The sequence below is a fragment of the Kiritimatiellia bacterium genome, assembly GCA_025054615.1.
Taxonomy (GTDB): domain Bacteria; phylum Verrucomicrobiota; class Kiritimatiellia; order CAIVKH01; family CAIVKH01; genus JANWZO01.
Genome location: JANWZO010000024.1, coordinates 1 through 21236, shown reverse-complemented (window position 1 = coordinate 21236; position 21236 = coordinate 1). Strand labels below are relative to the sequence as shown.

Below are 21236 nucleotides of genomic sequence, written 5' to 3'. Positions count from 1 at the left end.
CCTCCCTCCTCACTGACTCCCTAAACTAGGGCTCTGGCGGCAGGAATTTGTCGCTAAACGGCTCCCCCGCCACCGGCCCAAGCGACGCAATCACCTTGAATTGTCCGTTCGGCAATGTCTCGCCGATGTAGACGTTGTTGATGAGGTGATGATTCTCCTGCATGATCACCTCGCCGCCAGGTCCTTTGAAGCGCTGGCCATACATCGCCTGCCGCACGGCGTCGACGTCAAACGTGCCGGCTTTTTCCACGGCCTGCTTCCACAGGTACACGCCGATGCGCGAGAGGTTCATTGGGCTGCAGGTCACGCGATTCTCGCGAACAACGCCCGGTGCATCGGTGGTTTGAAGCCACTTGTTCCATCGCTCGACAAACGCCTTGTTCTCCGGCGTATCGAGAGACATGAAGTAGGTCCAGCACCCCAGGTGGCCCACAAGGTCCTTGGCCGGAAGGCTTCGGAATTCATCCTCGGAGATGCTGAACGACACAACCGGGCAGGTTTCGGCGGTGAGGCCGGCGGCAGCAAACTCCTTGAAGAAAGGAACGTTCGTGTCGCCGTTAAGCGTGTTGATCACGCAAGCGTCGCCGGAGGCGGCGAATTTCTTGATATCCGCTACAATCGTCTGGTAGTCCGTGTGCCCGAAGGGCGTATAGATCTCGATGATATTCTCCTGGGGAATGCCCTTGGCACGGAGGAACCGCTTGAGAATCTTGTTCGTCGTCCGCGGATAAACGTAATCCGAACCAAGTAGATAGAATTTCTTCTTCCCCTCATCGAGCATGTATTGCACGGCGGGAATCGCCTGCTGGTTGACAGCTTCCGCCGTGTAGAAAATGTTCTTCGAGAGCTCTTCCCCCTCATATTGCACGGGATAGAAGAGAAGGCCATTATACTGCTCGAACACGGGCAGGACCGACTTTCGGCTTACCGATGTCCAGCAGCCGAAGACCACCGCGACCTTGTCCTGCAGCAACAACTGCTTCGCCTTCTCCGCGAAGAGCGGCCAGTTCGAGGCAGGATCAACGACGACCGGCACAATCTTATGGCCCAGGACACCCCCCTGCTCGTTGATCTCGTCAAAGGTCATCAACAAAACGTCCTTGAGTGACGTTTCGCTGATGGCCATGGTCCCGCTCAACGAGTGGAGAACTCCGACCTTGACAATTTTCTCTTCGGCCTGGGCGGAGGCGATCGAAACGGCAGCAGCCGCCGCCAGGGCCTTGAACCATGTCGATATTTTCATCATTTATAACTCCCTTTCCTAACTCTTAGAACACAAAAAGAAGTTCCGCCGCGTACGTCGTTGCATCATCCGTATCGCCGCCCTCATACTCGTCGAAACGGACCTCGAAAATGGCGGACAAATTGGCAGCCAGCTCGAGATTCGGGCTGATAGTGTACTCGGTGTTCTCGTAACCGTTGTCGAGATCCACGGCGCTGTGGCGAAGGGTAAGCCCCAGCTTGCCCCAGTCATAGTTGACCATCACCAGGTAGCCCGTGCCGTCGGAACCGGCTCCTTGAACGTCATAGAGCTGGTTGAATTCGCCGGCCAGGGTCAAACCGCCTGTTTTGTATTCTGCCCAGAAGTTTGCGATTCCCTTGTCATAGCCGGCGACCGCATCCCCCATCTCGTTGGTCGTCGCGTCAAACTCTTCGACCGCGTAACCCGCCTGAAGAGTCAACCCTTCCACCGGTGTGACCACGATCTGGAATTCCGGACTGATGGAATCAGCGTCCTGGTCTCCGCTATAGGCGCCGTCGATCAAGGCCGCATAGAATTTCGCGAACCCCGCATCGAATTTGGCGCCTACACCGTTCGCATATCCCGGGTAGCCGATAATCGTCGCTGAGTAAGAATATTGATAGAGCGCCGTCGGCTCCGCACCCTCATATCCCAGCGCACTCAGAAATTTACCAGCTTTCAGCGTGAGGCCTTCGAGAGGCGAACCGGTAACGAAGGCCTGTTCGACCTCCACGCCTCCCTGGTCAGCGCTTGGCTGGTCGTCAATATCCACTTGCGCAGAGACCCCTTCCGCGGGATCGATCAGGAACGACAATTCCCATTGGTCGAGAGCGGCTGTTGTCGTATCGTCCGAGTCGGTCGATTTGTGAACGGCCGACATGTCGACGAAACCGCTGATCTTCAGCGCTTCCGTGAGTTCCATTTCCGCCCAACCCGATGCGGCAAGCCCCACAGCAACCGCACCGGCCATGTTCAATACCTTTCTTCGCATTCGTTTGTTCTCCTTATGGTTGGGTGAGCAATTCGCTCACGCGCCGACCTTGCAGGCAAGAGCCGTGCCAAGCATCAGACGACGAGTCCGAACTTTTCGCAACTCCGTACAAACAAATTAGTTGTCGTGTTTTCTGTATGGGAAAATTAGGAAAATTTCACCATTGGCTAACTCAAAAATGTATCTTATTATCAAAATTTGATACATTATTGTAACACACGCTCGGCTTATTTCGATTTCTGTAGAATTATCAATTCGCCGGCTTGACGTTCGGACCAGCTTTTGCGAAATGTCAGCGCATGCATCTAACGCCGCGAGAACGAGAAAAATTGCTGGTGGTCGTGGCGGCCGACCTGGCCAGAAGGCGTCGGGCGCGCGGCCTCAAATTGAACTATCCCGAGGCGGTGGCCATCCTCACCTACGAAATCATGGAAGGCGCACGAGACGGGCTTTCTGTCGCCGATTTGATGAAAAAAGGTACGACCATCCTCACGCGCGAAGACGTCATGGAAGGCGTCCCGGAAATGCTATCGGAGGTCCAGGTCGAGGCCACCTTCCCCGACGGCACCAAACTAGTCACCATCCATCACCCGATCCCATGATCCCCGGCGAAATTATCCCCGCAGAAGGCGAGCTGGAGGCCAATGCCTCGCTGCCCGTCATCAAGATTGTCGTCTCCAACAAGGGCGACCGCCCAATCCAGGTCGGCAGCCATTTTCATTTCTTCGAGGTCAATGCGGCACTCGAATTCGATCGCGCCGCGGCCCGGGGGTTCCGCTTGAACATACCGGCCGGGACAGCCGTCCGGTTTGAGCCGGGCGATACCCGCACGGTCGAACTCGTCGCGTTGGCGGGAGAGCGCTTCGTCTACGGGCTGAATGGCAAGATCAACGGGAAGCTGGATGCGACGCCATGAAAATGACCCGACGCCAATATGTCGAGATGTTCGGACCCACGCGCGGAGACCGCGTGCGGCTGGCGGACACCGATCTGTTTATCGAGGTCGAACGCGATCTCATCGCCGAGCTGAGCGGCTATGGAAACGAAGTGAAGTTCGGCGGCGGCAAGGTGATTCGCGACGGCATGGGACAATCGCCCGTCGCATGCGATGAGGAGGCCCTCGACCTCGTGATCACAAACGCGTTGATCATCGATGCCAAACTGGGAATCCTCAAAGCGGACATTGGGATCAAAAAGGGTCGAATCGTCGGCATCGGCCATGCGGGCAATCCGGGCATTCAGTCGGGTATCGGCTCGGCCTTCGCAGACCCGCAGACAGGCAAACGTCATGGCATGGTCATCGGCGCCGCCACGGAGGTCATCGCCGGCGAGGGTTGCATCGTAACGGCTGGCGGCATCGACACGCACATTCATTTCATTTGTCCCCAGCAGATCGAAGAAGCCCTTTCGAGCGGCATCACGACGATGATCGGCGGCGGCACCGGCCCCGCAACGGGCACGAAGGCGACGACCTGCACGCCCGGTCGGTGGAATATGCACCGCATGCTGGAGGCTGCGGAGGCATTCCCCATGAACCTCGGCTTCCTCGGCAAAGGCAACTGTTCGACCCCCCAGCCCATCCGCGAGCAAATCGAGGCCGGCGCCATCGGACTGAAACTCCACGAAGATTGGGGCACAACCCCCGCCGCGATTGATTGTTGCCTGGCCGTGGCCGACGAATACGACGTCCAGGTTGCCATCCACACCGATACGCTCAACGAAGCGGGATTTGTTGAAGACACGCTGCGCGCCTTCAAAAACCGCACCATCCACACCTATCACTCGGAGGGCGCCGGCGGCGGCCATGCCCCCGACATCATCCGTGTGTGCGGAGAGCGCTACGTCCTGCCTTCTTCAACCAACCCGACGCGGCCTTTCACGGTAAATACAATCGACGAACACCTCGACATGCTAATGGTCTGTCATCACCTCGACTCGTCGATCCCGGAGGATGTCGCATTCGCCGAGTCGCGAATTCGGCCCCAAACGATTGCAGCGGAGGATATTCTGCACGACATCGGAGCCATTTCGATGATGTCCAGCGACAGCCAGGCAATGGGCCGCGTCGGAGAAGTGATCATCCGAACCTGGCAAACGGCCCATAAGATGAAAGTCCAACGCGGGCTACTGTCGCATCCGGCCCATCCCGCGGCCGACAATTTCCGCGTTTTGCGCTACATTGCGAAATACACGATCAATCCCGCCATCACCCACGGGATCGCGCACGAGGTTGGCTCTCTCGAAGTGGGCAAATGGGCCGATCTGGTCCTCTGGCAACCCGCCTTTTTCGGGGTAAAACCGGAGCTGGTCCTCAAGGGCGGCATGATCGCCCTAGCCAACATGGGAGATCCCAACGCCTCCATCCCGACGCCGCAGCCGACGTTCTATCGGCCACAGTTCGCGTCATTTGCGGGAGCCCTGGCATCGACCTCGTTCACCTTCATCAGTCAGTCCGCCTACGATGCCGATCTGCACGGCCGGCTCGGCCTCAAAAAGCGAATTACGCCGGTCCTCCGCACACGCAAACTTTCCAAACTCGATATGGTTTGGAACGACTCGCTTCCGAAAATCGAAGTGGATCCAGAAACGTACACCGTCAAGGCGGACGGAGAGCTGCTCACGTGCGAGCCCGCAACAGAACTGCCCATGGCCCGGCGGTATTTCCTCTTCTAATGCTCCCGTGATCATCGTCCGCGAAAAAATCTCATGCCCGGCTGGCCTCCCCAGGATCGCCATCCGCGTAAGCCGCGAGCAGCTCTCAAAAGGGCGCTGGCGGGCCACCGCCGACGACGGCACCGAATTTGGATTTGACCTGGTCGTTCCTCTCAAACACGGAGACTGCGCCTACTGCACGGATCGCGCCGCCTACATCCTCGAGCAGCGGCCGGAGAAAGTCCTCGCCCTGCCCTTGCCGCCAACCGCCGCGGAGGCGGCCGGACTTGCCTGGCAGCTTGGCAATCTGCATTGCCCCATCGAAATCACTGCGGATTCGATCTTTGTCGCCGACAACCCGGCAGTCCGGAAATGGCTTGCCACCGGGCACCTTTCGTATGCTGAAACCGAGCGGATCTTTTCGCCCCAGCGGCCGCACGTCCATGAACACACCCATCACTGACAGGGCCGCTCGGCCGCTTTGGACACTTCTGCAAATTTCCGATTCGGCCTATCCAACCGGCTCTTATGCCCACTCGGGCGGCTTGGAAGGCGCTGTCGATATTGGCTTGCTGTCGTCACCCGATGCGGCAGAACCGTACCTGTTCCGAGTTTTCCTTCCCTCGCTACTGTTTACGGATGTACCCCTTGTGCGCGCCGCACACGCGGCTGCTGCTGATGCGGCCTGGGAGGAACTCTGGGCGATGGATGAGCTTTGCCACGCCCTACGCGCCACCCGCGAGCTGCGGGAGGCCTCCACGCGAGTCGGCGCCCAACGGGTTGCTTTGGCAGCCGCCACGCATCCATCGCCAGCCATGGAGAGACTGGCGGCGGCGCTGGCGGAAGGCCGATGGAAGGCCCACGCCCCGACTGCGTTCGGCGCGGTAGGCGCAGTCCTCGGCATCGCGGCAAAAGATACCGCGGCCGGTTACGTGTACCAGGCCGTCACGGGAGCCGTCGCGGCGCTCGTCAAATTGCTGCGCATCGGCCAGACGCGCGCGCAAATCTGGATCTCGCGCCTGCTCGAGGAATGTAACCGCCGCTTTGACGAGGCGCTGGAGACCCCGCCTGCCTCCGCCGGTTGGTTCGCGCCGCTCACGGAGATCGCCAGCGCGCGCCATGAAACCGCTTATACCCGCCTTTTCATCAGTTGACTGAAACATGAGTACATCGAAAGCCCATCGCCCCGCTCGCGTCGGCATCGGTGGTCCCGTTGGTTCGGGCAAAACGATGCTTGTCCTCCAATTGTGCCGAAAATTGCGGGACCGCTACTCGATCGTCGTCGTCACCAACGACATCTACACAAAAGAGGACGCCCTGTTCCTCGTCCGCAACGAGGCCCTGCCGCCGGACCGCATCGTCGGCGTCGAAACCGGCGGGTGCCCCCACACCGCCATCCGCGACGACACGACGATGAACGAGCAGGCGATCCGCGACCTACTGCAGCGCCACCCTGATGCGCAACTGGTCCTCGTAGAAAGCGGCGGTGACAATCTTTCCGCCACCTTCTCCACCGAACTGGTGGACGCGTTCATCTACGTCATCGACGTGGCGGAGGGCGACAAAATACCCCGCAAAGGCGGACCCGCTATTCGCGGCAGCGATCTACTGATCATTAACAAAATCGACCTGGCGCCGATGGTCGGCGCTGATCTGGGCGTTATGGAGCGCGACGCGCGGGCCATGCGCGGCACCCGCCCCTTCCTCTTCTGCGATCTGAAGACTGAAAAAGGCCTCCCCGACGTGATCCAATGGCTCGAGCGTGAAGTGCTCTTCGTCCATTGACGCCCGAGCCCTCAGCGGCGTATTTCGGATTCGAGCCGAACGCCGTGGAGACCGAACCTACCTCGCCGGACGCGAAATCTCTAAACCTTTCCACCTCTCGAAACCCTATTGGACAGGCCGCGTCCTCCTTGTCCAAGCTGTCAATGCCACCGCCGGCGTGTTCGCGGGCGACTACCTAGAGACCGCGGCCGAAATCGAAACCGGGGCGGCGGTTTTTCTGACCACACCCAGCGCCACCCGCTTATACTCCATGCCCGAAGGCACCGCCACTGCCAGCCAGTCCTTCCGTATTGCGCGCGGCGGCTGGCTCGAGAGCCGGCCCGAATGGATCATCCCCCAAAAAGCCTGTTCGTTCATTCAGCGCACGCGCATCGAGTGGGAGTCCGGCGCGCGCTTCATCTACTGGGAGGCGCTGGCCCCCGGCCGCGTCGCCCGCGGCGAGCGATTTGCCTACAACCATCTGGCCTGGGAGTTGGACTTGCTCGCCGAAGGCAGGCGCATCCTCCGCGAACGCGTCCAGTTGACACCCAACAACCATGCACTGTGGTCCCTGCAACACCCCTTCGACGCGGCCTATTACGCCGCCGTCTATCTGGTGTGGGACGATCCAGCCGCCATCGAACCTCTGCAAGGGGACATCCACGGCTGGAAAGACACCGATAGCTTGATTGGCGGCACGCTGCTGGACAACTGCTGCTGGGTATTCAAGATTCTCGCGCAAGACGCGCTCGCGCTGCGCCGCACTCTTGCCCGCCTGCGGAGCACCCTCTCGACGGTCGTCCCTTACCTCGCCGAGCCAGATCGAAAATTGTAACCACCATATATGTCCCGCGACCCAATAACCTTGCGCGGCATTTTGACGGCCTCTCCGCATAAAGTTGTTTTGAGAAAATTGGAAAGAGCGAAAGCGCCTGACAGAGAATCTAAATTTACTCCTGTGACAGCCCCCTCCGTCGTGAGAATGCTGGACGACGGCGGGGGCAGATGCTGGCTGCAGATCGTAATTCTACGAATCGTCCCCGTGTCGATCACCGGCTTCAGGAACCATTACCCGGTGACAGCTCGGGGATGTATTTTCTCGTCCCGCGATATTGACAAGACAAACTACATATAGTAGGAGAGTAGAAGAATAGCAATATATGCTGTAGCTGAGTGCCCGGGAATTCACCGGGAGAATAGGGAATCGGGTGAGAATCCCGAACGGTTGCGCCGCTGTAACGAGGGTTAGCTTGCGCATGGCCACTGGTGAGAGACTGGGAAGGCTTGCAGGCCAGTATTCCCTCGGAGTCAGAAGACCTGCTCAGCTGCACTCAAATGCCGGGATTGTCCGGTCTGCCTCGCCAAAGGCAGTATGAGGCTTCATGCGCATCCGGCCGCGTGGCTCGGGCATGTGAAGTCGAACAAGTAATGGCGTCGGTTGGCGCGACGCAGCTTGGGAGAAAAGATGCTAGAGCCCATCCTTCACCCTGACACCCAAATCATCACCATCGAACGTGGCGATACGATCGAATATGTTTTTCGCAACAAGGTCTTCCGCCTCAATCGGGAACAGGCGCGTAAAGCGCTGGAGGGGAAACGGGTCATTAACGGCATTCGCACTCCGGAACTGAACATTTTCCCCCTCAAATACACCGAGGCGTATCGGCTCTATAAGCAGATGAAGGCCAATCACTGGGAGCCGGATGTCATCGACATGACGCGCGATTGCCGCCAGTGGAGCGGGGATGCGCTCGATCCGCGCGAGCGCTGGATTGTCGAAATGGGCGCGGGATATTTTTCAGCCGCGGAGGGCATTGTAGGCGACAGCGTTTTGCATGCCATCGAAGACAACTTGACGGCCGCCGAGCTCAAACACGCGACGCTTCGATGGATCGCCGAAGAGTCGATTCACATGGATTCGTTGCTCCACATCATCGGCAGTCTGGGGCTCGATCAGGAAGCGATCACCTCCCGCTTCTGGCAGATCCCCTCGGTGCGCGCCAAAAATGATTTTATCACGGCCCATATGCCGGCCATCAAACGCGGGATGGACCTGAACGAAACGCCGGCGAAACAGTTGTTCTGCAAAGCGATTTTTGCGATTTCGCAGGTCTTGGAGGGCACGCAGTTCTACGCGCTATTTGCCATGCTGCTTTCCCTCCACCGGCAAAACAAAATGACCGGCGTCGGGCAAATGTTCCAGTACACGCTGCGGGATGAATCCAATCACATTGCTCTGGGTCGCTACCTGATCGCCAAGTTGATCGAAGAAAATCCCGATGTGTGGACCCCCGATTTTCGCGAGGAGCTGCGCGAATTCATGGCTGAGGGGGTCCGTTTAGAAAAGGAATTCGTGAATGATTGTCTGCCGGAAGATATGGTGGGCATGGCCCGCCAGGATTTCTTGGCGTACGTCGAATTCAACGCGGATCGGCGGTTGATGAGCCTCGGCCTGGAGCCGATCGGGTCGGTTCGCGAAAATCCCTTTGCATGGCTCGATGAGGTTATTTTCCTGAAGAAGGAAAAAAACTTTTTCGAAACTCGCGTGACGGAATATCAGACTGCCGGCAGCGTGCGCAACACGCGCGAAGAGGATCTGATCTGACCGGGAAAACGAGGGTCTGACGCCATGGCAACCGAGAATCTGTCGCCGATTTCCACTTCCCCGGCCCCCCACTCTACCGCCGAGGACATGCCGCGTGTCATTCGCCGCGACATGCCCGGCGCCTCCTCAAAAAAGCCGCGCATCGTCCCTTGGATGGGGCACAAAATCGCGAATGCCGTTCAAGCGGCGGCCACCGCGGTCGGCGTCAAGGAAAATATTGGAGATACCGTACGCGCGCTGATCGAGCGAAGGGTGCAGGCTGAGCGACCCTCGTTTGTCCACATTGAGCAGATTCAGGATTGGGTCGAAGATGCTCTTATCGCGATCCAGCAGCCGAGAGTGGCTTTAGCATATGCGAAATATCGCGCGCGTCGAGCAGCCGAGCGCGAGATGGCCATGCAACGCGATGCCAGCGCAACCGCTTGGTCGATCCCTTCGGCAGTCTCGCGCGAAGTGGTCGATGATTTGCGCGCCCGCCTCTCTTTCGCCCTGCTCGACGTAGAGAGCGCGATCAGCATCGATCAATGGCTTGCCATATTGCTCCGGAGTGTTTCTCCCGAGCTTTCGCCTACTGACCGCCAAAAAACAATTATTCTGAACGCGAAGAGCGCGGTCGATCTTGAGCCGGATGCTCGGTTTATCGCCGCTCGCGTTTATCTCACCTACATCTACGAAGAAACCCTCCCGTGGCATATCGCAGACGGAATCGGCGCTCTCAAGGAAGCCCATCGTCGGGCCTTTCTGGAGTATATCCCCCACGGCATTCGCATTGGTCGATTGGATCCGCGCATGGGTGAGTTCGATCTTGCCCGCTTGGCTGACGCCATCGACCCATTTGCCGATCTTCGGTTCGATTATCTCGGAATCCAAACCCTGTACGACCGCTACTTGATCCATGAATGGTCCGACCGTGTTGGCGGCACGCGGCGGCGGATGGAATCGCCTCAAATCTTCTGGATGCGCGTCGCAATGGGGTTATCCCTCAACGAGCGGGATCGGGAGGGCTGGGCCATCCGCTTCTATGACCTCTACAAAACGCGCCGGGCCTGCTCATCAACGCCCACCCTCTTTAATGCCGGCACAGTCAGACCCCAGCTCTCGAGTTGTTACCTGCTCTTTTGCGGCGATTCGATGGAGGAAATCACGGAGACGTGGCGACGTTTTTCGATGCTATCGAAATGGGCGGGCGGATTGGGGTGTGCGTGGACGGCGGTTCGCGGTTCCGGCAGCTACATTCACGGCACCAACGGCGAATCGTCCGGTGTCATTCCGTTTTTGAAAGTGTCGAATGATATCGCGCTAGCCGTCAACCAGGGCGGAAAACGGCCGGGGGCGCTTTGCAGTTACCTCGAACTCTGGCACAACGACATCGAAGAGTTCCTCGATTTGCGAAAAGAAACCGGCGACGAACGGCGCCGCACGCACAACATGAACACGGCGATCTGGATTCCGGATCTGTTCATGAAACGCCTGCAGGCGATCGCCGATCAACGTCTGGATAAAGACGCCACCTGGACCCTGTTTCGGAGCAACGAAGTCGCCGACCTCGTTGATCTGTACGGCCCCGCGTTTGAGCAGCGTTACGAATATTACGAAAAAGAGGCAGAGGCCGGTCGCATCTACGGTCGAAAAATTCGCGTGCTTGCGCTGTGGAAAAAGATCATCGAAGCGCTCTTTGAAACCGGGCACCCCTGGATGACGTGGAAGGACGCGTGCAACATTCGATCGCCCCAGGATCACGTTGGCGTCATTCACAGTTCCAACCTTTGCACGGAAATTACGCTGAATACGTCTACCGACGAAGTGGCCGTCTGCAACCTCGCCTCGATCAACCTGGCGGCACATGTAGGTCACGATGGGACGATCGATTTCGGCCGGATGCGAGAGACGATCTACCTCGTGATGCGCATGCTGGATAATGTCATCGATCTCAACTACTACCCGGTGGACGCCGCTGCAAAATCAAATTTGCGACATCGACCGGTCGGTCTTGGGTTGATGGGGCTTCAGGACGCATTGTACGCCCTGCGCATCCCGTTCGATTCGCGAGAATGCGTGGAATTCAACGACCGTATCATGGAATTTATCGCCTACACAGCATACGAGGCCTCCTCCGACCTGGCCGCCGAACGGGGCCCTTACGAAACGTTTCGCGGATCCAAGTGGGAACGCGGGCTGATGCCGTTGGACACCTTGCGCATGCTCGATGAGGCGCGAGGGATCCCCGTTGAGGTCAATCGTGAAGCGCGCATGGATTGGGATACTCTGCGCGAGAAAATAAAACGCCAGGGCATGCGCAATTCGAACTGCATCGCCATCGCGCCGACCGCGACCATCTCAAACATCATGGGGACGACGCCATGCATCGAGCCTACGTATAAACACCTGCATACGAAATCCAATCTGTCGGGCGAATTTGTGCGCACTAACGACGCGTTGCTGCGCGATCTTGCAAAGCGCGGTCTGTGGGACGAAGAGATGCGCTCCGACTTGCGGTATTTCGATGGCTCCGTTCGGGATATCGCTCGCGTGCCGGACGATCTCAAGCGCCTTTACAAGACGGCATTTGAAATAGAGCCTACCTGGATCCTTCAAGCGGCCGCCGTGCGTCAGAAGTGGATTGATCAGTCGCAAAGCATCAATATTTTCCTGGGGGACAATGATGCGCGTCTCGCCTCGCAGGTGTATCGCGAAGCGTGGCGGCGGGGACTCAAGACAACCTACTACTTGCGCATTCTCAATCGAAGTGGCATCGACTCGTCCCTTCGTGACCGGGCTATCGAAGCGCGCGCATGCGCACTCAACGCGCTTGCGTCGGGCGGCACGTGCGAGGCCTGTCAATGACGTTCACGTAACGGAAAATCAGCCACGCCGGCCCGCAGAAGCGGGCGGTCAGCAACAGTCCAATCGATGAGGAGCCGAGCATGATGATCCCCGAAGGCTGGTTTCAGCCGCGCGTGTTATTCTGTCGAAGATGCCCTCACGCGAATACTGAGCTTCGTGCGGCTATCATAAAGCAACCGTGATCGGTCAATAGCCTAATCTGGCTTAGAAGTCGGCTAAGATAACGGTATCAATCATTGCCATTTTTCGTTTTCGAGATTCGCCTCGCTGTCGAAAGAGACAGTGAAGATTGGCCTCATGCACTGTACCTACCCTATGTTTGGAGTTGTTCTGCTCAGGATTTCATTGACGGCTTACTTGTCGGGAAGCCGGATATATCGGCAGACGTCCCTTGAGGAGACGATCGGCCGGATTGCCGAATTAGAATAAGCCGGGAAATATGCCGGTGGCCCTTCAAGCCTCTGCCTTGGCGGAAAAGCAGTATGGGCCACGGGACGCCGATTTTTTACGATCGACGCTGTACTTGTTGTAGGTTCAAAAATTCGCTCCGCAGGAAAGGGCGGGCAACTCAAGTGCAGCGAAGTCCGCGGCTCTACGTATGCATCGCATACCTTGCCAGCAGCTGCGTCCATGCCAAGCGATTTTATCCAAGGTACGGAAAAACGTAGAGGAAGCGCAAAATATTCGAATTGCACTTCTTGATCCGCGCATCGGCGAAGTCTCGAGGCTTATTGCGGAGATACATTTTATCAACACTCAACATCGTTTTGATGCTAGCGATTATGTGAGAGAACTTATCTAATTAGAGAAGTCCGCAGGTGTGATTATGTACGCAAGGATACGATAAAGGGGAACGTGCCCTCGTAAACGAAGACCAGCGAGACGGGCGACCCGCCAGAGCCGAGCAAAGACAAATCGATCCTGCGATAGTGGAGTGGCCCATAACGCCGATGAAAAGGGTGTGACGGGTCGACGGTCACATGTCTCTAGAAGGCCGTCGTTTATCGTTTCCCGGGTTCCAGCACGTGCTGGATCAGCCGGTCGGAAGCGCCCCGGTATCCTCGATGAGCAGCAGCTTGCCCCCCTCCAGCCGAATGCTTCATTTCCCGATGCGCGGTCGCCGCGGCGGACTTTAGCCGTCGTTCTTGCGATCTGCCCCCTTCACATGACGCGCCGTCCACCCCGAAGCCCAATCCCCAAAAAGCGGCGCCGATGCGATCCCCTAAGGCAGCTCAACGCTCACCCGATAAAACCCCGTTGTCGCCGTATTGGTATGCGTCAATGCCTGAAACGCGTTCGAGCCCGGCACATCCACCTGCATCGGCACCGGCACCCAGGCGCCGCCGATTAGATTCGTTCGGACTTCCAGTGTGTACACCCGTGCCGCCGATCCACTAAACGTCACGTGCACCATCGGCGCATTCGAGATCACGGCAACACGGAAATAATTCGATGGATTCGTGGGAATGGTGTCCGCGATGTATTCCATCAGATTCGAGAACCCATCCCCATCTGAATCCAGCATCGCATCCGCGGGGTTATTCGGATCGAGCCCAAACTGCGCCTCAAACCCATCCGGCATCCCATCCCCATCCGAATCCGAAGTTCCGGCAGTGACGACCACCGGAGTCGAAAACGCGGACGAGTTCCCGTTGGTATCGGTCGCCGTCACGGTGGCCCAGCTCCCCACGGGTATCGATTGGGTCCAGAGGATCGCAATGGGGATCGTCCCATCCGCATCGTTGGTTACCCACACCCGCCCGATAAAGAATCGCCCTTCGCCAAAACCCTGCGGATGCGCCGAGGGCGTATAAAAACATTCGATCAAAAAGGGCTGCGACGCACCGGACGTAAACGTGCCGTACATGTATGTGCTGCCCACATAAACATTGGTCAACAGCGGCGGCCGCTGATTGCGATTCGGTAGCCCATCCTGCTCCGCCGCATAAACCTCTGACGTGCCCAAGCGGACGGCGCGGGCCGCATTCATAAAGATCGAATTTCCAAGCACCCGATTGCGGACCCCACGGGCGACGAATACGCCATTCCAGCCGTTGTGCGCGATCATATTGCCTTCCCCGGAATTTGTTCCGCCCACCCAATTCCCATCTCCGCCGAACAGCAGGACCCCATGAACACTATTGGAAAGAACATTTGTTCCCCACACGCCGATGTGATTCCCCTGAATAAAATTGTCATGGCTCCCGGTTCCGATGACGGCCACGCCATTCGAGGTATTTCCGCCAATCACATTATTCGCGCCGATATACGTAAAGGAGGCATTAGTAATCAACACCCCGTCTCCCAAGTTGGGAATGGGCGACACGCCGTCGTTGCCAATTCGGTTGTTGCGCACAATGTTGTTGAGCGCGCTAGGCGATCCGGAGTTTGCAATCCGCACTCCAAACGCATGATTCCCCGCTATGATGTTCTCGTCGACAAGATTTGCCGGCGCGTTCCGAATGTCGACTCCTCCACCCAGATTAGGGGCCGGTAGATTCGTCGCTGGGCGGCCAATCGTATTCCCGGAGACATAATTATTGCTAGCCAGAGTTCCCGCGATAAGGACTCCTGCCAACAGATTGCCCGCGATGTGATTCCCAGCTGTAGTCAGCCCCACAGTGTTATTCGGCGCATTTGACAACAGGATTCCAGCCCCTTCATTTGTCCCAACCACTGTGAATTCAGCGGAGATCCCGATCCGATTATTACAAATTAGATTTCCCTGCGCTCCCCCTCCCACCATGACAATCCCGTGGCCCTGATTGGCCCCGATAAGATTTCCTTGGTCAAACCACGGCCCGCCAATCTCACCGTTCATCGAATTGGTTACATAAACACCCGGTCCGCCATTCCCAGCCAGATTCGTATCTACCGGAAACCCTGGCCTCCATCCGATCCGATTTCCCCGCAAATACGTCACGCTGGAGTGTCCAATCCATACGCCTCCAGATGCATTCCCGCTGATGTAATTGCGCGAGGTGCCATTTGTCCCAATCCACGTGTTGGTTGAAGAAATGATCTCGACCCCAAACCCCGCATTCGGCCACACATTCGACGCTAACCGATCCAGCCCAATATGGTTCCCCAAAATTTGCGTGTTGCGCGAGGCTATCACTTGAATGCCGGGGCCCTTATTCCCCGCAACGGAATTGTAAAAAATGGGGCTGTAAATGTCGCCGATCCTTGAGGAGTCGTCATACTCCAATCGAATCCCCGCCTCGCGATTGACTAACCGAGGATCATCATCAGTCGGCCGATTCCCCACATCGCACAAATACACACGATTCTCACGCGAGAAGGCCATGTGAATCCCGACCTGGCTTCCCGCAATCCAACTGCGACCGCCGAATTCGCCAATCACATTTCTGAAAGCGTTGGAGAAGCAAATCCCCACACCGCTGTTTGTCGCTAGAAGGCCGAGCGAATTCGTTCCGCATCCAATCATCAGGGATCTCAATCTGTTGCTGCGGGCCCACGTGTCCAACACATTGCTGCTCGCCACCAATGCGCGATCCAGCAAAACACCCGCAGTTGTCGCACCGCCCACCCAATTGGTTGCGTCGAAAGCCCCGATAACACAGTTTGCGGCGCCGCGCAGATGGATCCCGACCTCCATATTCGTACTGATATAACTATGCCAGGGACTAAACCCGGCATAATTGCTGTACATTTCGGTATTCGTCGATTGCAGTAAATAGTACGCTACGGGTCCATCCGCCACGTTGCCACGATCCGAGGAGATATAACTACCGATTACGCACCCGCGGTTCGCTTCGATGCAAATTCCCGCGACCTCATTTGGGGGCACAGGAACATCGTCAGTCAGCGCTGGTCGACCTACGCGATTTCCTTGTATCCAAGTAGAATTACATCCCCTGCCCACATAAATTCCATACCCCAAATTGGCGCCGACAAAATTTCCTCCGTTGGTAAGCGAAAAGCCCACCGTGTTGAAGGTAGAGGTGCGGACGATGCTGATTCCATCTCCATGGTTGGGCGCGGGATTCCCGAAGCGATCGATGCCGATGAAATTGTGGTAAATGGAGTGGCTTCCGCCTCTTTCAATTGTGATTCCATCAATCCCGTTATTACAGATGATATTTCCAATACCTGCAAATGGTCCCCAAATCTCACCGATCTTATTGAACATGCAATTCGATATATAAATCCCGGATCCAACATTTCCCTGAGAAGGCGTGGCCGTCGCATTCGTGAACACGCCAATCAGATTGCCGATCACAATATTCTCCGTCGAACCGCCAAAAAAGGCGATGCCGTGTTCGCCATTTGCGGAAATAATATTCCCGAATCGATGCTCTCCTCCCCACCATGTGTTATTGGTCCCCCCGATTATATTACGATCGGCGGTCGAGAAGAGCGCGATGCCATGGCGTCGGTTGCCCCGCACAATATTGCTGCGCGTCACGCCAATGAAATTACCTTGGATGCGGTTGGTCCGCGCATACGCTCCGAGCTGGATCCCATCAAGCAGATTTCCGGCGATCACGTTGCCCATGCTTCCAGTAGGCCCGCCGATCGTGTTGTTATGTGTATGCTGCATGATGAGCCCGACGCCGTTCCCCATATTCGTAGAGCCGTTATCATCTGTTCCAATAAAGTTGCCCGCGACGAGATTTGAAAACCAGCCCACGATGAGGACACCGGCCAGGCCATTCGATACAATGTGATTGGCGAGATTTGTCGCTCCGCCTCCAACCGTAACGAATTGACAATTTGTCAACAGAAGCCCATATCCTTTGTTGCCAAGAACCGGACTGCCGCCCATGCCGGAACCCACATAATTGCCCATTACGAATGTGTGATACGTCCCCTCAAGAAATATCGCGGCCGAATTTATGTTGGTATCCTCGCACCCAACGATGGCGTTCGCATCGCTCGCGACTTCGCCGCCGATCCAGTTTGAATTGCCTCCTCGCACACAGATTCCGCCATGGCGATTTCCCGCCACGCCACTGTCGTCCAATCGAAAGCCGATTCGATTGCCGCGAATAGAGGAGAAAGAGAGAGTATCGGCAACCACCCCCCACCCATTCGTATGATTGCTGATTCGATTCGTAATAACGTGAACGTCCTGTACATTATATATGTAAATTCCATGATAATTCGGACCGGACCATCCATTTCCGGCCGCGAAATTAACGCCGTCGGGCCGCAAGCCGATGATATTGTTTTTGATTACGTTAGAAGAAGTGAGGTAGTACGCGTAGATACCGTGCCGGCCGCATCCGGCAATCCAGTTTCGCTTGGAATCCTCATCGCCGCCAATCACGTTGTTCGTCGTTTGCCAGCCCACGCCAGAACCTGTAAGCAGAATACCGTGATGCACATTGCTGCGCGAGATGATCATGGACATATCACCGGGCAACACGCCGATATAATTGCCTTGCACGAGATTCTCGGGGCCTCGTATGTGAATCGCCGCGGGATATGTCGGAGATGAGTTCCCGGCAGAAGCCGCGATATAATTGCCGGCGCCGCCTTCCCCAATGATGTTCCCTCTTCCAACAACAACGATCCCGGCATCGTTAACGGTCCGAATAGAACTGTGCGTTGGCTCCAAGCCAATTTTGTTGCCATTGATGACATTATAATTGCCAGTAATCGATATGCCGGAGCCGACATCATAGATATAGTTGTAAGACACGCGATTTGAATGCCCATGGATTTCAACGCCGGCAAAGCCGGCGCCGTATATCGAATTCGATCGCACGATATTATCGTCCCCTCTAAGAAAACAAGGCGAGTAATAAGAGAGAGCGCCGCCAGGGGTTGTGATGTGATTGTGGATGATTGAGCAATTCGAGGCGGCTACGTGAACATCGAGTAAATGAGAGTTTTTAATAGTTGTCGATGAATTTGTGATTCGAACGTATCCATTGGTCAAGTCGGCCACGACGCCATGTGATCCGATATTCACGACGTTGGTGCCGCGCCAGGTATTCGTTTCAACAGAGCAATGATGATGCACATGGAGCGCCATGTACTGAAACCAGTTCCGTAGAAAGGTGACGTAAGACCCGCCGCGAATCTCCGTCATGGGAAGATAGTGACTGTAATAGGTAATGCCATAAAAGTCGTTCGATATAATGGTTGCGTTGTCAAGGACCCTCAAATTCGAGAAATAGAAGGTATTACCGAGGATGGTCGCGAGAACAGAATTGGCAACAACAGACGAATTGGAAAATATATTGTGGTGGATGGTCGAGGTAGTGTTGCTATTTATGGTCACAGGCGAGCTATAGAATCTGCAGTTCTCGATATGAACGGGACCGTTCGCGAATGTCTGCCCATTCAACATCGTCAAATCGCGCAACGTTCCACCCTCAGTAAACGAGAAGCTTCCGTAGAGCTGGACGTTATTGCCATTGTCATCAAAGGTGACATGCTTATAGAACGTGGCTCCACCGCAGGAAATGGTATAAGGGCCCCCGCCTGGGATGTTGAATATGACGGTGTCCGCCGCGGTCGTCGCGATCAGACTGAGCGCTTCGCCGAATCCCGTCATTCCCGCATTTGTATCGTTGCAAAGTACGGAATTGACGACCACCGCGTTCGCCGTCGTCCCGAGTAGCCCAACAACCAAGACGAGCAACCATCGTTTGCAGGAAAGCAGGCCCATTTTGTCCTCCTGACGTTTAACGTAACAGTTGCCCGATCTTTTGGATTATGCAGTTTCAGACATTTTTTTGGACGACAAATTTGCCAGACTTGACGCATAACGCTCTGGATACAAATGGATTGCAAGAATTCTTGAGCTTTGGCGTATTGGTGGTCATTCACGTGTGTCCGCTCTATTTGGGTGACGGTTGAGCGGCGGATGCTCCGCTTTCATACGGGGAGTCACTACTCAGGGCGTTCGCCATATCCTGGCGAGCGCGAAGCGACAGAAGGGGCGCCGAATTGGAGTGCGGTTCTTCGAATTGAGCAGGATTCTGGAATGTCAGAAGAGCCCCTCTTGCGCTCGGGTGGTGGTGGGCAACGGACGCAGCGGGGCCGTCCACGCCGGCACCTCAAAACGCCGATGGAGCTGGTGAGGTGAGCAAAACAGCGGGGTGGCCTTGGGATCCAGGCTCTTTCAGCGGGCGTGAAACGCCTCGTAGGCCAGAAGTTGTTGAGCGGAATCGCTTGTGTGAAGGCGACGCGAGCTTTCCTAGTTAACTCGCTCATCGATCATACTGTTTCGCGCCAATGCGCTGATTGACCTCGAGGACGCTAAACGAGGGCAGCAGGCGATAAGCTATGAAACCCGCAATTCGAACTAGACGCCCCCCCACGCGGCTGGGGTTCCAACGGCAACCGCTTAAATCAAATCGAAGGACGAGCACCCGTTCACAGGCCGCTGCGGTCCATCATTTTTCGGTTTTGCTCAAAAGGATGTGTTCGAGCATAATTTTAGCTGCCCCAAGGGAGCTGGGTTGGGAGAAGGGTTTGAACATAGGCACAAATGTCTGCTGTTACGGGATATGGCTTGCCCAGCCCTCTGGATTTTTGTATACACACATTTTGATATAGCGCTCATCATTCGTCTGGAGTCGCGCCTAAGAACAAGTACAATCGTTTTGAGTGCCTGTGGAATGTTTTCGTTGTAACAAAAGGCGTCAAGATGTCGCGCAATAAGCCCTCCACGAATCGCGCTTTTAGCGTACGAGAGGATGATGGGATGGAGGCGTCGGCTTCAACAATCGAGAATCACCCTCGATCCCAATCGAATCCGTATAACGGCATCATGATGCATGATGCAGAAACGGCATTCGCGTCTGGATCGCATCGGATTCGATCAAGCCGTGATTCCTCCGCGATGGATGAAAACCAACAGGCCCGATTGCATCGCGCGCTGGAATTCATGGAGCGTCACCTCGGCAGTCGTATCGGAGCTCGCGAGATTGCAAATGCGGCCTGCTATAGCGAACGTCACTTTTTGCGCCTTTTTCGACAGATATTTGGCGAATCCCTCTATGAGCACCTTCAACGCGCGCGCATGAATCGAGCGGCGACGCTCCTTTGCTTTGACTCGCTGTCCGTTTCAGAAATCGCGGCCACCGTCGGTTATGACAACCATAGCGCCTTCAGCCGCGCGTTCTTCAAACAATTTCACAAATCGCCCCGAGAATTCCGCGAGCGCACGAGGGAAAAGATGATCCGACGTCCTCCACCGTTCTCCGTTCGCGAAGTTCACATGCCTGCCGTCCGGATTGCATTTCTGCGGCACACCGGGCATCCGGCTGATTCTCTCCCGACCTGGATTCGACTTTTGACGTGGGCCTGGCGACAAGGTCTGCTGCAAAACCCGTCCGTATATCCGATTTCGATATATTTCGACCCCACCGACTGTCCGTCGCATCTAAACCGATGCGATGTTGCGATCACCTTGCCTCATGATTTTACCTTTCGACGGGGACCCGTCGCGATTCGCGAGATCCCCGATGGATTGATTTTGGCCCACGACTTTCGCGGCACCATCAGCGGATTGGAGAAACGCTGGGATTTCTATGTCGAGCAATGGCTGCCTCGATCGCCCTGGCGCCCTCGCGCCGATTATTCGTTCGATATGTTTGATCGCGCATGTTTATCTCCGGCCTTCGTGGCGTCTATCTCCATCAAGCGTTCAACCCTGCTGTCTACAACCCTCTGCATACCTGTAAAACGTCAACCCCAGGATAAGGCAGTTTGCGAATAAGAATAGCCCGGACGGCGTGTATGCGATGTCGATTCATCTCAAGCCTCCGTCGCCGACGCGATCACCAGCGCGGGCCGCTGCCTGAAAGAAGCGGGCGTGGACGGCGTGAAATGGGAGGGCGGCGAAATTCGCGTGCCGCACGTGCGCGCGCTGGTTGAGAACGGCATCCCCGTGCTCGGCCACATCGGTTTACTGCCGCAGAGCATGCGCGCGGCGGCTGGCTCGAGAGCCGGCCCGAATGGATCATCCCCCAAAAAGCCTGTTCGTTCATTCAGCGCACGCGCATCGAGTGGGAGTCCGGCGCGCGCTTCATCTACTGGGAGGCGCTGGCCCCCGGCCGCGTCGCCCGCGGCGAGCGATTTGCCTACAACCATCTGGCCTGGGAGTTGGACTTGCTCGCCGAAGGCAGGCGCATCCTCCGCGAACGCGTCCAGTT

At 56.5% G+C, this 21236-nt stretch carries 13 protein-coding genes, 1 pseudogene and 1 riboswitch; of the genes and pseudogenes, 11 read left to right on the top strand and 3 right to left on the bottom strand.

All coding sequences use genetic code 11. The features are described 5' to 3' along the window. Positions 1–25: 25 nt before the first annotated feature. Positions 26–1243: an urea ABC transporter substrate-binding protein gene (gene urtA, locus NZ740_09685; protein MCS6772278.1), complete on the bottom strand. Its 1218-nt coding sequence runs from the start codon at positions 1241–1243 to the stop codon at positions 26–28. Positions 1244–1268: 25 nt separating this feature from the next. Continuing rightward, positions 1269–2234, bottom strand: coding sequence for a porin (locus NZ740_09680; GenBank protein MCS6772277.1), 966 nt, complete (start codon positions 2232–2234; stop codon positions 1269–1271). Positions 2235–2533: 299 nt separating this feature from the next. On the opposite strand from NZ740_09680, the gene NZ740_09675 reads away from it, so the two are divergent. The 9 genes from NZ740_09675 (at position 2534) to NZ740_09635 (ending at position 12099) form a co-directional block, all read left to right on the top strand. Continuing rightward, the gene (locus NZ740_09675; GenBank protein ID MCS6772276.1) at positions 2534–2836 is read left to right on the top strand and encodes an urease subunit gamma; all 303 of its coding nucleotides are present in this window, start codon (positions 2534–2536) and stop codon (positions 2834–2836) included. After that, positions 2833–3150 (top strand): urease subunit beta, encoded by a 318-nt coding sequence (locus NZ740_09670; protein MCS6772275.1) that lies wholly within the window; start codon positions 2833–2835, stop codon positions 3148–3150. Before NZ740_09675 ends, NZ740_09670 begins: the two co-directional genes overlap by 4 nt. Next, on the top strand, positions 3147–4907 hold the full coding sequence (ureC, locus tag NZ740_09665; protein ID MCS6772274.1) for an urease subunit alpha: 1761 nt from the start codon (positions 3147–3149) through the stop codon (positions 4905–4907). Before NZ740_09670 ends, ureC begins: the two co-directional genes overlap by 4 nt. A gap of 7 nt (positions 4908–4914) precedes the next feature. After that, complete coding sequence (locus NZ740_09660; protein ID MCS6772273.1) at positions 4915–5349, top strand: hypothetical protein; 435 nt, start codon at positions 4915–4917, stop codon at positions 5347–5349. Next, on the top strand, positions 5330–6040 hold the full coding sequence (locus NZ740_09655; GenBank protein MCS6772272.1) for an urease accessory protein UreF: 711 nt from the start codon (positions 5330–5332) through the stop codon (positions 6038–6040). The genes NZ740_09660 and NZ740_09655 overlap by 20 nt, the downstream gene beginning before the upstream one ends. 7 nt (positions 6041–6047) lie before the next feature. Beyond that, positions 6048–6671 (top strand): urease accessory protein UreG, encoded by a 624-nt coding sequence (ureG, locus tag NZ740_09650; protein ID MCS6772271.1) that lies wholly within the window; start codon positions 6048–6050, stop codon positions 6669–6671. Beyond that, positions 6649–7485, top strand: a complete 837-nt coding sequence (locus NZ740_09645; GenBank protein MCS6772270.1) for an urease accessory protein UreD — start codon at positions 6649–6651, stop codon at positions 7483–7485. Before ureG ends, NZ740_09645 begins: the two co-directional genes overlap by 23 nt. 319 nt (positions 7486–7804) lie before the next feature. Continuing rightward, a riboswitch (cobalamin riboswitch) is annotated at positions 7805–7990 on the top strand. Between the two features lie 125 nt (positions 7991–8115). Next, on the top strand, positions 8116–9255 hold the full coding sequence (locus tag NZ740_09640; GenBank protein ID MCS6772269.1) for a ribonucleotide-diphosphate reductase subunit beta: 1140 nt from the start codon (positions 8116–8118) through the stop codon (positions 9253–9255). Between the two features lie 24 nt (positions 9256–9279). After that, positions 9280–12099 (top strand): ribonucleoside-diphosphate reductase subunit alpha, encoded by a 2820-nt coding sequence (locus tag NZ740_09635; GenBank protein MCS6772268.1) that lies wholly within the window; start codon positions 9280–9282, stop codon positions 12097–12099. Between the two features lie 1222 nt (positions 12100–13321). Here NZ740_09635 and NZ740_09630 read toward each other — a convergent pair. After that, positions 13322–18742, bottom strand: coding sequence for a right-handed parallel beta-helix repeat-containing protein (locus tag NZ740_09630; protein MCS6772267.1), 5421 nt, complete (start codon positions 18740–18742; stop codon positions 13322–13324). A gap of 1179 nt (positions 18743–19921) precedes the next feature. Between NZ740_09630 and NZ740_09625 the strand changes: the two genes are divergently transcribed. Further along, positions 19922–20800 (top strand): AraC family transcriptional regulator, encoded by an 879-nt coding sequence (locus NZ740_09625; GenBank protein ID MCS6772266.1) that lies wholly within the window; start codon positions 19922–19924, stop codon positions 20798–20800. Between the two features lie 18 nt (positions 20801–20818). Beyond that, positions 20819–21007, top strand: a pseudogene (locus tag NZ740_09620) (3-methyl-2-oxobutanoate hydroxymethyltransferase). Positions 21008–21236: the final 229 nt, after the last annotated feature.

What these genes read in the sequence shown, in the direction of transcription:
- urtA (MCS6772278.1), bottom strand. Translation starts at nt 1,243, where the DNA reads ATGAAAATATCGACATGGTTCAAGGCCCTGGCGGCGGCTGCTGCCGTT.
- NZ740_09680 (MCS6772277.1), bottom strand. Translation starts at nt 2,234, where the DNA reads ATGCGAAGAAAGGTATTGAACATGGCCGGTGCGGTTGCTGTGGGGCTT.
- NZ740_09675 (MCS6772276.1), top strand. Translation starts at nt 2,534, where the DNA reads ATGCATCTAACGCCGCGAGAACGAGAAAAATTGCTGGTGGTCGTGGCG.
- NZ740_09670 (MCS6772275.1), top strand. Translation starts at nt 2,833, where the DNA reads ATGATCCCCGGCGAAATTATCCCCGCAGAAGGCGAGCTGGAGGCCAAT.
- ureC (MCS6772274.1), top strand. Translation starts at nt 3,147, where the DNA reads ATGAAAATGACCCGACGCCAATATGTCGAGATGTTCGGACCCACGCGC.
- NZ740_09655 (MCS6772272.1), top strand. Translation starts at nt 5,330, where the DNA reads ATGAACACACCCATCACTGACAGGGCCGCTCGGCCGCTTTGGACACTT.
- ureG (MCS6772271.1), top strand. Translation starts at nt 6,048, where the DNA reads ATGAGTACATCGAAAGCCCATCGCCCCGCTCGCGTCGGCATCGGTGGT.
- NZ740_09640 (MCS6772269.1), top strand. Translation starts at nt 8,116, where the DNA reads ATGCTAGAGCCCATCCTTCACCCTGACACCCAAATCATCACCATCGAA.
- NZ740_09635 (MCS6772268.1), top strand. Translation starts at nt 9,280, where the DNA reads ATGGCAACCGAGAATCTGTCGCCGATTTCCACTTCCCCGGCCCCCCAC.
- NZ740_09630 (MCS6772267.1), bottom strand. Translation starts at nt 18,742, where the DNA reads ATGGGCCTGCTTTCCTGCAAACGATGGTTGCTCGTCTTGGTTGTTGGG.
- NZ740_09625 (MCS6772266.1), top strand. Translation starts at nt 19,922, where the DNA reads ATGGATGAAAACCAACAGGCCCGATTGCATCGCGCGCTGGAATTCATG.